The sequence below is a fragment of the Streptomyces sp. NPDC051133 genome, from assembly GCF_040682635.1.
In the GTDB taxonomy this organism is placed as follows: Bacteria; Actinomycetota; Actinomycetes; order Streptomycetales; family Streptomycetaceae; genus Streptomyces.
The window spans coordinates 18,103-30,157 of record NZ_JBFBBK010000052.1; the positions used below are offsets into that span (position 1 = coordinate 18,103).

Sequence of the window (12,055 nt, forward strand, 5' to 3'; positions counted from 1 at the left end):
CGCAACCCGAGGGTCCGATGTGCTCCAAGTGACGGACATCGGCAGGCCCCGGCCCGCCCTCCCGTCACCCGGCCACCACCCCTCGGCGACGCTACGCGCCCACCCATTCCTCGGTGCCGTCCGAGAACCGCTGGTGTTTCCAGATGGGCACCTCGTGCTTGAGGTCGTCGATGAGCTTGCGGCAGGCCTCGAAGGCCTCGGCCCGGTGCGGGCAGGCCACGCCGACGACGACGGCGAGATCGCCCACCGCGAGATCACCGACCCGGTGCACCGCGGCCAGCGCGCGGACCGGGTGGTCGGCCACCACCTTCTCGGCGATCCGCCGCATCTCGGCCTCGGCGCTGGGGTGGCAGGAGTACCCGAGCGCGTCCACGTCGGCGCCCTCGTCGTGGTTCCGCACGGTCCCCACGAACAGCGCGACGCCCCCGGCCGCGTCGTCCCCGACGGCCTGGAACACCTCGTCCACGGAGAGCGCGGTCTCCCGGACGCCGATCAGCTTGATGGGATCCTGAGCGGCCTGCTCACCGGGGTGCTCGTGCGTGTGTGCCATACCCCTATCGTGCCGCACGCGTGTGACGCCACGGAATGCGTGTTTCACCCGTCACGCGCGCGTGGTGCCTTGGAGGCTTCTACAGCCGCCTGCGGCCGACGGGCTCAGGACGTCTACAGGCGCCGCCGGGCCTTCCGGGCCCGCCGTACGACGGCCGCCGCGCCCAGCAGCGCCACGGTCGCGCCCGCGGCCCCCGCCGCCGTCGCGTCCTTGCGCCCCAGCCGCCGCCCGGCCACCGTGTGCCTCCCGGAGACCTCCTCCAGCAGCTCCGCGAGCACCTCCTCGTTGGTCCACCGCGGCCGCCACCCGGCGTCGTGCAGCCGGCTGCCGCTGACCACCCACGGGTTCATCGTGTAGGCCAGGTCTCCCGCGGGAGACGGTGTGAGCCCGATCCGGTGCAGCCGGGCCGCCGCGCCGAGCGCGACCGCCGACGGCAGCTCCATGCGCCGGATACCGCTCAGCTCCTCGACCTCCTCCTGCTCCAGCCACCCGTCACAGCCGACGGCCAGTTCCCCGTCGACCTTCTCCAGCACGGCGTACTCGAGCGCGCTGCACAGGTCCTCGACGTGGCAGAACTGCCAAGCGGGCCGCGACCCGGCCACGACCAGCAGCCGAGGCGACTCGAAGTACCTGGTCAGCGCGGTGTCGGTGCCGCCCACCAGCACCGCGGGCCGTACCACGGTGACGTTCAGCCCCGGATGGGCCCGGGGGGCCCGCCGCGCCAGCCGCTCGATCTCCAGCAGGTCCCCGACCCCGGTCGCCTCGGCGGTCGCCCGCAGCTCGGCGTCCTCCGACAGGGGCAGCTCGTTGTCGGGCAGCGCGCCGTAGACCATCGCCGAGGTGCACAGCACCACCCGGTGCACGCCGGCCGCCGCGGCGGCCGTCAGCACGGTCTGGGTCCCCCGGACGTTGTAAGCGGTCCGCGCGGCCGGATCGGTCTCCAGGTCGAGATCGAGCGCGAGGTGCACGACCACGTCCGCGCCCCGCAGCTTGTCCGCGATCGCGGGGTCGCGGACGTCGAGGATGTGCCACTGGGCGTCGGCGCACTCCCCGCGCCGTTCGTCGATGGCGACGACCTGCTTGATCTCCTCGCAGGCGGCGAGCCGCTCGGTGAGCAGGGCGCCCACCCCGGTGGCGGCACCGGTGACGGCGACGACGGGGCCGCGTACGGCGGGAGGGGTTGAGAGGTTTCGCGCTGCGCGAACCTGCGGATCTGGGGAACTCACCGGGCGTCTCCAGCGGTTGTCTTCCATACGGGCGCGAGTGACGCGTACGTACCAGGTGCATCCATCCTGCCGCAGGCCTTCCGCAGGCGAAGCACCGAGGCCCGATCGGGTCCGGGTGTCTACGCTGGGTGGTGTTGTCGGGCACAGCCGCGCCGCCGGAGACAGACCGGTGGCCTTACCAGCCGAGGAATCCCGTGAGTGACACCCCATTCGGTTTCGGCCTTCCGCCGGAGGAGCCGGAGGACGGCGACGAGGGCAAGAAGAAGGACCAGCAGAGCGGCGGTGGGCAGGGACCGGCCAACCCGTTCGGTTTCGGGGTGCCCGGAGCCGGAGGCTTTGGCGGCCCCGGCGCCGACAATCCGCTCGCAGCCATGTTCGGCTCGCTGAACCCCACCGACCTGGGCGCCGCGTTCCAGCAGCTGGGCCAGATGCTCTCCTACGAGGGCGGCCCGGTGAACTGGGACATGGCCAAGCAGATCGCCCGCCAGACGGTCGCGCAGGGCACCCAGGACGGCACGAAGGACGCGAGCGTCGGCCCGGCCGAGCGCAAGGCGGTCGAGGAGGCCGTCCGCCTGGCCGACCTGTGGCTGGACGACGCGACGTCCCTGCCGTCGGGCTCCGCGTCGGCGGTGGCCTGGTCCCGCGCGGAGTGGGTCGAGGCGACCCTGCCCGCCTGGCAGGAGCTGGTCGACCCGGTCGCCGAGCGGGTCGGCGCTGCGATGGGCGACGTCCTGCCGGAGGAGATGCAGGCCATGGCGGGCCCGCTGATCGGCATGATGCGTTCGATGGGCGGCGCCATGTTCGGCACGCAGATCGGGCAGGCCGTGGGCGTGCTCGCGGGCGAGGTCGTCGGCTCCACCGACATCGGCCTGCCGCTGGGCCCGGCCGGCAAGGCCGCGCTGCTCCCGGTCAACGTGGAGGCGTTCGGCAAGGACCTCGGCGTGTCGCAGGAGGAGGTGCGGCTGTACCTGGCGCTGCGCGAGGCGGCCCACCAGCGTCTGTTCTCGCACGTGCCGTGGCTGCGCTCGCACCTGTTCGGCGCGGTCGACGGCTACGCGCGCGGCATCAAGGTCGACACGGCCAAGCTGGAGGACGTGGTCGGCCAGTTCGACCCGCAGAATCCCGAGCAGCTGCAGGACGCGCTTCAGCAGGGCATGTTCCAGCCGGAGGACACGCCCGAGCAGAAGGCCGCCCTGGCTCGTCTGGAGACCGCTCTGGCGCTCGTGGAGGGCTGGGTGGACGCGGTGGTCCACGCGGCCGCGAAGCCGCGTCTGGCGTCCGCCGACGCCCTGCGCGAGACGCTGCGCCGGCGTCGCGCGACCGGTGGCCCGGCGGAACAGACGTTCGCCACGCTGATCGGTCTGGAGCTGCGCCCGCGCCGGCTGCGGGACGCCTCCCGGCTGTGGGCCTCGCTCACGGACGCGCGCGGGGTGGACGGCCGGGACGGCCTGTGGGCCCACCCGGACATGCTGCCGACCGCGACCGACCTGGACGACCCGGACGGCTTCGTGCACCGCGAGCAGCTGGACTTCTCCGAGCTGGACAAGATGCTCGGTGAGGCGGCGGGCGGCCAGCACGGCAAGCCGGACCTGCGCAAGAAGGACGACGACGAGGCCGAGGGCGACGACACCGAGTGAGCCTGTACGACGACGCGGTCCTCGTCCTGAAGGGGTACGAGGGCCAGGAGGAGCTGCGCCAGGCCTACCTGGATCATCTGGCGGCCCACCCGGACGGCATGTGGAAGGCCTGCGGGGCCGGGCATGTGACGGCGAGCGCTCTGGTGATCGATCCGGAGCGCGGCCGGGTGCTGCTCACGCTGCACCGGAAGCTGCGGATGTGGCTGCAGATGGGCGGCCACTGCGAGCCCGGCGATCCCACCCTGACGGCGGCGGCCCTGCGCGAGGCCACCGAGGAGTCCGGCATCTCCGGGCTGACGCTGCTGCCGGGCGGACCGGTGCGCCTGGACCGGCATCCGATCCCGCCGCCGTGCCACTGCCACTACGACGTCCAGTACGCGGTCCTGGCGCCGGGCGACGCCGAGCACGCGGTCAGCGACGAGTCGCTGGACGTGCGCTGGTTCGCCTACGACGAGGTCGCGGGTGTGGCCGACGAGTCGGTCGTACGCCTGCTGGAGGCGACCCGCGCCCGGCTCTGAACGGATGACCGGCCTCCGGACGGGTAAGGGGCGACCACCTTCGCGGCCGCCCCTTACCTCTGTCGCCTGCCTCCGGCGCCCGAAGGTCAGCTCCAGACGTTGCCCTGGTTCTGCGCGCGCGCCCCGTGCTGCCCCATGCCGAACTGGGCGGCGAGGCCCTGCCCGATCACCGCGTTCTGCGGCGGCAGCAGCTCGCTCGGCTGCACCAGCGCGAACCCGGAGCCCATGAAGCTCAGCTCCCAGCCCTCCCCGGTGTTGCCGCGCCGGCGCCACACCCCGGAGGAGTGCGTCTGCGCCTGCATCTGCACCCGCAGGCCGGTGGACCAGGCCACGATCGCGTCCGCGTCGCAGTTGACGTACTTGTCCGGCGTGACCTGCATCAGCAGCGGGGCGCCCGAGGTCATGAGGGCGACCCGGCCGCGACCCGTGATGTTCAGCTGGTACTTCCCGGAGCCGGAGATGCCGTAGAGGCTGTCGACGGCGATGACCTCGTAGTGCAGCGAGGAGTCCATGGCGAGGACGTAGGAGCTGTCGACGGTCAGCCCGTCCTGCTCGACCTCCATGACGTGCACGTGCTGGGCGAGGTTGGCGAGGAAGACCGTGCCCTGGCCGTGACAGCGCATCAGGTCCAGGCCCTCGCCGGTGTGCGCACGCGCGCGTGCCTGGTTGTTGCTGCGGTACTCGGCGTCGAACTCGACCAGGCCCTGGTAGGCGACCATGGTGCCCTTGCGGGCGAGGATGTCGTCGTGGCCCTCCAGGGTGACCCGGAGCAGCTGCGCGTTCTGCAACGCCCAGCGCTCCTGCGTCTGGACGTCGTTGTGTGCGAAAAGCGGGCTCTGCATGGCTTTCTGGCTCCCCCTCAGCCCCGGATCCGGATGCGGTCGGTGCTGTCCTCGCTCGGCTGGACGACGACGATGCCCTGGCCGGAGAAGGCCATCTGGTAGGCCTCGCCGCTGCCCCGGCCGATCAGCGACTGCGCCTTGAAGCTGCGCTTGCCCTTCACCTTCAGGTTCGGCGACCAGGCGACGAGCGCGTCCGGGTCGACGTACGTCTCGTCCTCACCGCCGCCGCAGTCGACGACGATCGGCTCGCCCCGGGAGGTCAGGGCCACCCAGCCGTTCCCGGAGATCTTCGTGTTCCACAGGCCCTGCCCGGCGAACTTCGCGAGCCCCTTGACCCGCTCGACGCCCCACGTCAGATGGGCGTCGAAGGCGAGCAGGTTGGTGGCGTTGACGGAGATGCCGTCGCCGCCCAGATTGATCACGACGACGTTCGCGCCGTAGTCGGCGAGGTAGAGCAGGCCGTCGCCGGAGCACTTCATCAGGGGCGCGCCCTCGCCGGTGATCCAGTCACGGGCGATCTGGCGGACGGCCGGCGGGTTGGGCTCGTACTGGACGAAGCCTTCGTAGGCGACCATCGAGCCCACGCGCGCGAGGAGGTCGTTCCCGGTCTGCATGGCCACCTTCAGCATGTGGTGGCCGTGGTTCTCCATGCGGGCGGTGACGGGTGCGGGGGCGTAGCCCGCGAGCGGCTGGTTCATGACGGGCTCCCTCTAGACCTCGTACGGCTGGACGACGATGAAGTTGCCGGGAGCGCCCCGGAACTGGAGGTTGACGCTCTCGCCGGTGTCGCCCGGATAGGCGTTGCGGCGCATCCGGACCTGGCTGGAGACGATCACCTGGGAGGCGGCCGACCAGGCGACGACGGCGTTGCAGTCGGCGAAGGTGGTCGGCGTGACCGGCAGCACCACGGGCGTGCCGTGCGTCTTGACGACGATCGTGCCGGTGCCCTGGAACTGCATCGTGAACAGCGCGCCGCCGGGGATGCCGTGGCCCTCGATCCGGCGGACCTCGTACTGCAGGGTCTCGTCGAAGGCGAGGACGTTCTCCGCGGACACGCAGATCGCGTCGCCCTGCAGCTCGACGGGGTGCAGGTGGGTGGAGTTCTCGGCGAGGAACACCTGGCCCTGGCCGGTGCAGCGCATCAGCTGCATCTCCTGGCCGGTGGCGCTGCCGACGATCCGCCCGGCGAAACCGGCGCCCTTGTAGCTGAAGTCGACCCTGCCCTGGTAGAGCACCATGCTGCCCTGCTTGGCCAGCACGGGCTGGCCGCCGACGCCGAGGTCGACGCGCATGAGCTTCTTGTTCTGCTGCGTCCAGCGCTGCCCGGTCGGCGTCTCCTTGTACATCTGCAGCGCGGCCGCCACCCCGGCACCGCCCTGCGGGGCGCCCTGCGGCACGCCGTAGCCGGCGGGCTGCTGACCGGGAACCTGCCCGTAGCCGGGCGGCATGGGGGCGGTGGGCTGACCGCCGTAGGAGGGCGGCTGCTGGCCGTAGCCCGGGGGCATCGGCGCGGTCGGCTGGCCGCCGTAGGGCGGCTGCTGGGACTGCTGGGGGTACGCCTGCTGGGGCGGCCGGCCGCCGTACTGCGGCTGGTCGTACGGCGGCGCGGGGGCCGGGGACGGGGGCGGCACGGTGCCGCCGCCGGGCGGGGTCAGGGGGGCGATGACCGTCGGCGCGGCGTGCACGTTCGACGCCGGGGCCGGGGGCGGGGTCTGCCCGGGCGGCGGCGTGAAGCCCTGCGGGGGCGTGGCGCCGGACGGCGGGGCGAAGCCCTGGGCGGCGGGCTGCCGTGCGGGGGCCGGCGCCGGGGCGGGCTCGGGGGCGGCGGGGGCGCCGAACGCGGGCGGTGCCGTTGCCTGGGCGGGCGGGGCGAAGCCGGGAGCGGCGCCGGTCTGCGGCTGCTGCGGGGCGGGCGCCTCCTCCTCCACCACCTCGCCGCCGAAGTTCTTCAGCAGCGCCTCCAGACCGCCGTCGAAGCCCTGGCCGACCGCGGCGAACCGCCACCCGTCCTTGAAGTAGATGTCGCCGACCATCACGGCCCGCTCGGTGGAGAACTCCGCACCGCTGAAGGAGTACCGGGCGACCTCCTCGCCGCCCGCCACGATGCGCAGGTATCCGGGGCCGACCTGCGACATCTGCCCGGTGCCGTCGAGGGTCGCCGTGAAGGACAGCTTGCGGATCTGCGGCGGGATGCGGTCCAGCGTGACCCGGAACGACTCCGTGTCGCCCGCCTGCGCACCCAGCAGCTGGATGGACTCCTCCGGCGACTTCGGCTGGTTGAAGAAGACGAAGTACCGGTCGTCCGAGAGGCGCTCGTCGGCGTCCAGACCGAAGCAGCTGATGTCGAAGGTCAGTCCGGGGGCCCCGATCTGCACGCCTACGTACAGATCCGTGCCCGTCGTCAGGTCACTGATCCTGGCCTTGTGGCCGCGTTGGAATTCCCTGGCCATGCGTTACGACCGTCCCCCATCCCGAATGTGAGTGCGTCGCGCCAGGCTAACGGCAAAGGCCGGCATCGCCCCCCGTCGGGCCGGGTCGGTACAGACCCGGTACACAACCGCGCCCGGCCGCGGACGCGGGCTCCTCGGCCGGGGCGCTCACTCGTCGCGCGCGCCGGGCAGCTGGGGCAGCCGTTCGGCGGCGACGACCCCCTCGAGGTAGCCGCGGGCCCGCTCGGTGCGGGGATAGGCCTCCAGCAGCTGCCAGAAGTCCGGGCCGTGACCGGGCACCAGAAGATGCGCGAGCTCGTGGCAGAGGACGTAGTCGACGACGTACTCGGGCATCCCCTGCAGCCGGTGCGAGAGCCGGATGCTGCCCTCGGCCGGGGTGCACGAACCCCAGCGGGTGTTCTGGTTGGTGACCCAGCGCACCGAGGCGGGCCGGGCCCGGCCGTCGAAGTACTGGGCCGACAGCCGCTCCGCACGCTCGGTCAGCTCGGCGTCGCCCAGCTTCCGCCTGCTCTCCTGGGCGGCGAGTTTGTCGAGCATGACGGTGACCCAGCGCTGCTCCTCCGCCTTCGACATCCGGGCGGGGATCAGCACGACGGTGCGATCACCCTCGCGGTACGCGGAGACCGTCCGGCGGCGCCGGGCGCTCCTGCGGACCTCGATCGCGTTCGCCCGCGAGGCTGCGGGCGGCTGGCTCGTCGTGCTGCGCTGTGGCTTTCCGGCGCGGTGCATTGGGTCGGCGGGCACGCCCCGACGTTACCCGCTGGACAGGGGCAAAGTCCCGGCTCCGGGACCGATCGATGCCGACGCCCCACCATGCGTTTGATTTGTAGGACCGGCTCACCCGTCCCCTATGGGCGCATATGACGCCATGATTTATACGACAAACACCCCCCGTCTGTGGATAACTCTCCGCACCCGGCACACCGACCGGGCATGCTGGCAGGCGTCGGCGGAGCACGACCGGCTCCACCGGCGGACGGGGACGTCCGGGGACTCGACCGGGCGTCCAGGGATCTTCGGCTACGGGGGCCTGCCATGCATCCGATGGTCAAGCCCGCGCTGCGGCGCGGCTGGCGTGATCTCAACACCGTGCAGTTCGGGATGACCCCGGCGCACGCGCTCACCCTGGGACCCATGTCCACGGCCTGCGGCAGCTTCCTGCAGCTGCTCAACGGCACCCGGGGCCTGCCCCTGCTGCGCGAGGAGGCCCGCCGCATGGACCTGCCGGACGGCCACGTCGACGCGCTCGTGGACCGGCTGGCCCACGCGGGCCTCGTCGACGACGCGCGCGGCGGCGGGCCGGCCGCGGACACGCTGCGGGAGAAGAAGGAGGTCCTGCAGCGGCTGCGGCCCGACCTCGCCGCCCTCTCCCTGACCACCCGCGAGCCGGGCGGCGCGCTCGCCCGGCTCGCCGCACGCCGTGCCCTGCGGGTGCAGGTGCGGGGCGCGGGGCGGGTCGGCGCCCTGCTGGCGTCGGTGCTCTCCGGCGCCGGCATCGGCGAGGTCGACGTACGGGACGTGGGCCGCGTCGAACCGTGGGACGTGGCACCGGGCGGGCTGCCCACCGAGTCGCTCGGCGAGCGCCGGGACGCGGCGGCGCGGGCCGCGGTCCGCCGCGCGGCACCGGACCGGCCCCCACGCCATGCCCACTCCCCCGGTTCCGGCGCCACGGAGCCCGGCCTGTCCCTGGTGATCCTCACGCCCCGGGACGACGTGGCGGTGCACGCACCGGACCCGCGCTCCGCCGAGCCGCTCATGGCCTCCGGCACACCCCACCTGTACGCCGGCGTCGTGGAGGGCACGGGCGTCGTCGGCCCGCTCGTCCTGCCCGGCGAGTCGAGCTGCGCCGGCTGTCTGCACGAGGACCGCACGGACCGGGACCCGGCCTGGCCCCGGCTGATCACCCAGTGGCGGTCCGGCGCGGCCCGCCGGGTCGGGGCCTGCGATCTGACGCTGGCCACTGCGGTCGCCGGACTGGCCGCGGCGCACGCGCTGGCCTTCCTCGACGGGGAGTCGCCGTCCAGCACCGGAGCCCGCTGGGAGGTGTCCGTACCGGGCCTGACCTGGCACGCCCGCCCGGTCCGGCCGCATCCGGCATGCTGCTGCGGAGCGGCGGAGAGAGGTAAAGGGGAGCACTCCTCAACCGAGGAGGAGCCGCGCGAGACAATGGCGGTGCATCGGCCGTCGACGGAGCGACGACGCGGAGCGGGCGCGGCGCGGCCGAATGGGACTTGGAGGGCGCATGTCTGATCTTCCCCGCAAGGCGGTCACCCGGACCGCCAAGCTCGCCGCGCTCCCGCTCGGCATCGCCGGCCGGGCGACCTGGGGGCTGGGCAAACGGATCGTGGGCGAGTCCGCGGAGATCGTCGGCCGTGAGCTGCAACAGCGGACGGCGGAGCAATTGTTCAAGGTGCTCGGGGAGCTGAAGGGCGGGGCCATGAAGTTCGGGCAGGCCCTGTCCGTCTTCGAGTCCGCGCTGCCCGAGGAGATCGCCGGCCCCTATCGCACGGCCCTGACCAAGCTGCAGGAGGCGGCACCGCCGATGCCGACCCGCACGGTGCACGCGGTGCTCGAGGAGCGGCTGGGGCCGGACTGGCACGACCTGTTCGAGGAGTTCGAGGACAAGCCGGCGGCCGCGGCCTCCATCGGCCAGGTGCACCGGGCGGTGTGGCACGACGGCCGTGAGGTCGCGGTCAAGGTGCAGTACCCGGGCGCCGGGGAGGCCCTGATCTCCGACCTCGGCCAACTGAGCCGTTTCGCCCGCCTGTTGGGTCCGCTGATCCCCGGCATGGACATCAAGCCGCTGATCGCGGAGCTGAAGGACCGGGTCTCCGAGGAGCTGGACTACGGCCTGGAGGCCCAGGCGCAGACGGCGCACGCGGACGAGTTCGCGGACGACCCGGACGTGGTCGTCCCTGCCGTGGTCCACCAGTGCGAGCAGGTCCTGGTGACCGAGTGGATCGACGGCGTCCCGCTGTCCGAGATCATCGCGGACGGCACCCAGGAGCAGCGTGACCGGGCCGGTCAGCTCCTGGCCCGCTTCCTCTTCTCGGGCCCGGCCCGCACCGGCCTGCTGCACGCCGACCCGCATCCGGGCAACTTCCGGCTGCTGCCCGGCGGCCCGGACGGCGAGGACGACTGGCGCCTCGGTGTCCTGGACTTCGGCACGGTCGACCGGCTTCCCGGTGGGCTGCCGGCACCGATCGGCGTCTCGCTGCGGCTGACGCTGGACGGCGACGCCGAGACGGTCTACGAACTGCTGTGCGCGGAAGGGTTCGTGAAGGAGTCCATAGAGCTGGACCCCGAGGCGGTCCTCGACTACCTGCTGCCGATCATCGAGCCGGCCCGGGTCGAGGATTTCACCTTCACCCGCGGCTGGATGCGCAGTCAGGCCGCCCGCATCGCCGACCCGCGCTCACCGGCCTATCAGCTGGGCAAGCGGCTCAATCTGCCGCCGGCCTACCTGCTGATCCACCGGGTGACGCTGAGCACGATCGGCGTGCTGTGCCAGCTGGGCGCGACGGTCCGGCTCCGCGAGGAACTGGAGGAGTGGCTCCCGGGCTTCGCCCTGGAGGAGAAACCGCTCGAGGACGCCCCGGGCGAGGAGCCTGCCGAGGAGGAGTCGGCCGAAGAGGAGTCGGCCGCGGAGGCCTGAACCGGGGCGGGGTGAGGGGCGAAGTGAGAGAAGGGACGCTCACCACCATGCCGAGTCCAGGCGCCCCTCGATCGCCCGCAGGTTCTCCCGGGCGCAGGTGTCGCAGAAGTACCGGCGGGTGCCGTTCTCCACGGAGCAGGTCCAGGTGACCGGCGGGGGGCCGGCGGCGAGCGTGCCACAGCGGGCGCACACGAGAGGCGGCCGGGGCTCCGTGGTGGAGCCGCCCTGGTCACTTCCGTCGGGAGGACTCGTCACCTGGTGACGATAACTCCGCCGGCGGTGGATCGCCGTGCGGAACGCACCGCGGGGGCCGGTCCGTTCGTCCGGACCGGCCCCCGCCGGGAAGTCTTCGCCTCCCCCGGCCCTCGGCCGGGAGGCCACCGCTTCTCGGTGTCGTTACTGCATGACGGCCATGGCGAGCGCCCGCCGGGCGCGCAGCGAGGCGCGCTCGGCCCGGCGCTGCATCCGCTGGGCGACCGCGAGGCGGACGGCCCGGCGTTCACGCACGGCGTCGTCGAGTCGTTCGTGCATATGCGCACGAGCCAGGGCTTCTTGCATGAGTTGCATCTCTCGGGTCCTGTTCTGACGCGCTTCGGTCGCGCCGGTGGTGGTGAAGTCTGGGGTCGCGGAACCTGCGGGCTCGCTGGTGGACGGCTTCATCGGGGCCTGCTTCTTGGGGTCGTGCGTGAGGGGGCGATCGATCGTTCCTGCGGTGTTCATGCCGTGACCGGGTTCTTCCGCGGGCGACCACGCGGCCGCTTCCGGGCGACGACGACACCCTGGACGAACAGCTCGCCGCCCCAGACGCCCCAGGGCTCACGCCGCTCCTTGGCGCCGGCGAGGCAGGCCTCCATCAGCGGGCAGGTGCGGCAGAGGGACTTGGCGTACTCGACGTCCGCCGGCGACTCCGCGAAGAAGACCTCCGGGTCGTAGGAGCGGCAGGGGACGGGTACGCCGAGGTTCTCGATGGCGTCGTCGAGCGCGGTGAGCGCGGTGAGGGGGATCAAGGTGGAGTCCTCCGTGAGGCCGGGCGGGGGGATGGTTTGCGAAGGCGGTACGGACGGGGCGTGCGCTTCGAGTTGCACGGTTGGTCTTCCTCGTCTGGTCGTTCCGGCCGGTTGACCGGGTGTCGGCTTGGTACCGGGTTCTTTCCTGTCCCGAGGCCCCTTCGCTCCGT

Annotated in this window: 13 protein-coding genes; 4 read left to right on the forward strand and 9 right to left on the reverse strand. The window is 72.7% G+C overall.

Going from position 1 to position 12,055, the window contains the following annotated elements:
- Positions 1 to 91: 91 nt before the first annotated feature.
- Together AB0N17_RS36370 and AB0N17_RS36375 are read right to left on the reverse strand one after the other, a co-directional pair.
- On the reverse strand, positions 92 to 550 hold the full coding sequence (locus AB0N17_RS36370; RefSeq protein ID WP_366015904.1) for a molybdenum cofactor biosynthesis protein MoaE: 459 nt from the start codon (positions 548 to 550) through the stop codon (positions 92 to 94).
- Positions 551 to 663: 113 nt separating this feature from the next.
- A complete protein-coding gene (locus AB0N17_RS36375) occupies positions 664 to 1,776 on the reverse strand; it encodes an SDR family oxidoreductase (RefSeq protein WP_366015905.1) in 1,113 nt (370 codons plus the stop codon).
- A gap of 194 nt (positions 1,777 to 1,970) precedes the next feature.
- Between AB0N17_RS36375 and AB0N17_RS36380 the strand changes: the two genes are divergently transcribed.
- Positions 1,971 to 3,413: a zinc-dependent metalloprotease gene (locus AB0N17_RS36380; RefSeq protein WP_366015906.1), complete on the forward strand. Its 1,443-nt coding sequence runs from the start codon at positions 1,971 to 1,973 to the stop codon at positions 3,411 to 3,413.
- A complete protein-coding gene (locus AB0N17_RS36385) occupies positions 3,410 to 3,931 on the forward strand; it encodes an NUDIX hydrolase (RefSeq protein WP_366015907.1) in 522 nt (173 codons plus the stop codon). The genes AB0N17_RS36380 and AB0N17_RS36385 overlap by 4 nt, the downstream gene beginning before the upstream one ends.
- 86 nt (positions 3,932 to 4,017) lie before the next feature.
- Here the strand turns inward: AB0N17_RS36385 and AB0N17_RS36390 are convergent, their stop codons facing one another.
- From AB0N17_RS36390 to AB0N17_RS36405, 4 genes are all read right to left on the reverse strand, one after another.
- Entirely contained in the window at positions 4,018 to 4,773 is a 756-nt protein-coding gene (locus AB0N17_RS36390; RefSeq protein WP_366015908.1) for an AIM24 family protein, read from the reverse strand.
- Between the two features lie 17 nt (positions 4,774 to 4,790).
- Positions 4,791 to 5,471 (reverse strand): AIM24 family protein, encoded by a 681-nt coding sequence (locus AB0N17_RS36395; protein ID WP_366015909.1) that lies wholly within the window; start codon positions 5,469 to 5,471, stop codon positions 4,791 to 4,793.
- A 12-nt stretch (positions 5,472 to 5,483) separates the two neighbouring features.
- The gene (locus tag AB0N17_RS36400; RefSeq protein ID WP_366015910.1) at positions 5,484 to 7,223 is read right to left on the reverse strand and encodes a TerD family protein; all 1,740 of its coding nucleotides are present in this window, start codon (positions 7,221 to 7,223) and stop codon (positions 5,484 to 5,486) included.
- Positions 7,224 to 7,370: 147 nt separating this feature from the next.
- A complete protein-coding gene (locus AB0N17_RS36405; RefSeq protein WP_366015911.1) occupies positions 7,371 to 7,967 on the reverse strand; it encodes a M48 family metallopeptidase in 597 nt (198 codons plus the stop codon).
- A gap of 291 nt (positions 7,968 to 8,258) precedes the next feature.
- On the opposite strand from AB0N17_RS36405, the gene AB0N17_RS36410 reads away from it, so the two are divergent.
- Both AB0N17_RS36410 and AB0N17_RS36415 read left to right on the forward strand, forming a co-directional pair.
- Positions 8,259 to 9,473, forward strand: a complete 1,215-nt coding sequence (locus AB0N17_RS36410; RefSeq protein WP_366015912.1) for a TOMM precursor leader peptide-binding protein — start codon at positions 8,259 to 8,261, stop codon at positions 9,471 to 9,473.
- On the forward strand, positions 9,466 to 10,878 hold the full coding sequence (locus AB0N17_RS36415) for an AarF/ABC1/UbiB kinase family protein (RefSeq protein WP_366015913.1): 1,413 nt from the start codon (positions 9,466 to 9,468) through the stop codon (positions 10,876 to 10,878). The genes AB0N17_RS36410 and AB0N17_RS36415 overlap by 8 nt, the downstream gene beginning before the upstream one ends.
- Positions 10,879 to 10,917: 39 nt before the next feature.
- Here the strand turns inward: AB0N17_RS36415 and AB0N17_RS36420 are convergent, their stop codons facing one another.
- The 3 genes from AB0N17_RS36420 to AB0N17_RS36430 all read right to left on the reverse strand — a co-directional run bounded on the left by AB0N17_RS36420 (position 10,918) and on the right by AB0N17_RS36430 (position 11,963).
- On the reverse strand, positions 10,918 to 11,133 hold the full coding sequence (locus AB0N17_RS36420) for a hypothetical protein (RefSeq protein ID WP_366015914.1): 216 nt from the start codon (positions 11,131 to 11,133) through the stop codon (positions 10,918 to 10,920).
- 141 nt (positions 11,134 to 11,274) lie between these two features.
- Complete coding sequence (locus tag AB0N17_RS36425) at positions 11,275 to 11,598, reverse strand: hypothetical protein (protein ID WP_366015915.1); 324 nt, start codon at positions 11,596 to 11,598, stop codon at positions 11,275 to 11,277.
- Complete coding sequence (locus AB0N17_RS36430) at positions 11,595 to 11,963, reverse strand: WhiB family transcriptional regulator (protein WP_037660091.1); 369 nt, start codon at positions 11,961 to 11,963, stop codon at positions 11,595 to 11,597. The genes AB0N17_RS36425 and AB0N17_RS36430 overlap by 4 nt, the downstream gene beginning before the upstream one ends.
- Positions 11,964 to 12,055 lie beyond the last annotated feature (92 nt).

Excerpts from the sequence above, each read along its gene's own strand:
- AB0N17_RS36400 (WP_366015910.1), bottom strand. The coding sequence starts at position 7,223 with ATGGCCAGGGAATTCCAACGCGGCCACAAGGCCAGGATCAGTGACCTG.
- AB0N17_RS36415 (WP_366015913.1), top strand. The coding sequence starts at position 9,466 with ATGTCTGATCTTCCCCGCAAGGCGGTCACCCGGACCGCCAAGCTCGCC.
- AB0N17_RS36410 (WP_366015912.1), top strand. The coding sequence starts at position 8,259 with ATGCATCCGATGGTCAAGCCCGCGCTGCGGCGCGGCTGGCGTGATCTC.
- AB0N17_RS36390 (WP_366015908.1), bottom strand. The coding sequence starts at position 4,773 with ATGCAGAGCCCGCTTTTCGCACACAACGACGTCCAGACGCAGGAGCGC.
- AB0N17_RS36425 (WP_366015915.1), bottom strand. The coding sequence starts at position 11,598 with ATGAACACCGCAGGAACGATCGATCGCCCCCTCACGCACGACCCCAAG.
- AB0N17_RS36395 (WP_366015909.1), bottom strand. The coding sequence starts at position 5,471 with ATGAACCAGCCGCTCGCGGGCTACGCCCCCGCACCCGTCACCGCCCGC.
- AB0N17_RS36370 (WP_366015904.1), bottom strand. The coding sequence starts at position 550 with ATGGCACACACGCACGAGCACCCCGGTGAGCAGGCCGCTCAGGATCCC.